This is a genomic window from Paenibacillus sp. P3E (genome assembly GCF_001909045.1).
In the GTDB taxonomy this organism is placed as follows: domain Bacteria; phylum Bacillota; class Bacilli; order Paenibacillales; family Paenibacillaceae; genus Paenibacillus_AQ; species Paenibacillus_AQ helianthi.
Window position 1 is genome coordinate 1 of sequence record NZ_LVWH01000142.1, and the last position, 784, is coordinate 784.

The following is a 784-nucleotide window of genomic DNA, read 5'->3' on the forward strand; positions in this document are numbered from 1 at the left end:
CCGAGGCAGTTTCGTTGTTCGCCACGTCCTTCGTCGGCTCCTGGCGCCTAGGCATCCTCCGTGTGCTCTTATTAGCTTAACCATCGCTCCGGTGTTTCGCTTGTTCGCTCATCTTGTTTTAAACAGCGCTCCCGGATGAATCCGTTCGCTAGTCTGTTTAAAGCCAAAGGTCGCTTCACAATCGAAAACCTTCGCTTCCAGCATACTAATAACTATTTCAACTTGTTTACACAAGTTTCAGCTAAAAGATGTTCTAAAACGCATTTTCGTTTCGGTATCCAGTTTTCAAGGATCAAGGTTTCTGTAATTCTAGACATAACAAATTGATGAAGTTTGTTGGTGGAGCCAAGCGGGATCGAACCGCTGACCTCCTGCTTGCAAGGCAGGCGCTCTCCCAGCTGAGCTATGGCCCCGCAAATTCCATCAAAACCGAACAAATGGATACGCGTTAAGTATCTGGAAGTCAAGCTTCCGATTTGAATGTCTCCGTTGCAGGAAACGATTCTCCATAGAAAGGAGGTGATCCAGCCGCACCTTCCGATACGGCTACCTTGTTACGACTTCACCCCAATCATCTACCCCACCTTCGGCGGCTGGCCCCCTTGCGGGTTACCCCACCGACTTCGGGTGTTGTAAACTCTCGTGGTGTGACGGGCGGTGTGTACAAGACCCGGGAACGTATTCACCGCGGCATGCTGATCCGCGATTACTAGCAATTCCGACTTCATGCAGGCGAGTTGCAGCCTGCAATCCGAACTGAGACCGGCTTTGCTGGGATTGGCTC

The 784-nt window shown here is 50.8% G+C and carries 1 tRNA gene and 1 rRNA gene; both read right to left on the reverse strand.

The features are described from left to right. Window positions 1–337: 337 nt before the first annotated feature. Window positions 338–413 (reverse strand) — tRNA-Ala (locus tag A3842_RS12545). A 99-nt stretch (window positions 414–512) separates the two neighbouring features. Continuing rightward, window positions 513–784: ribosomal RNA gene (locus tag A3842_RS12550) — 16S ribosomal RNA — on the reverse strand; the annotation flags it as partial.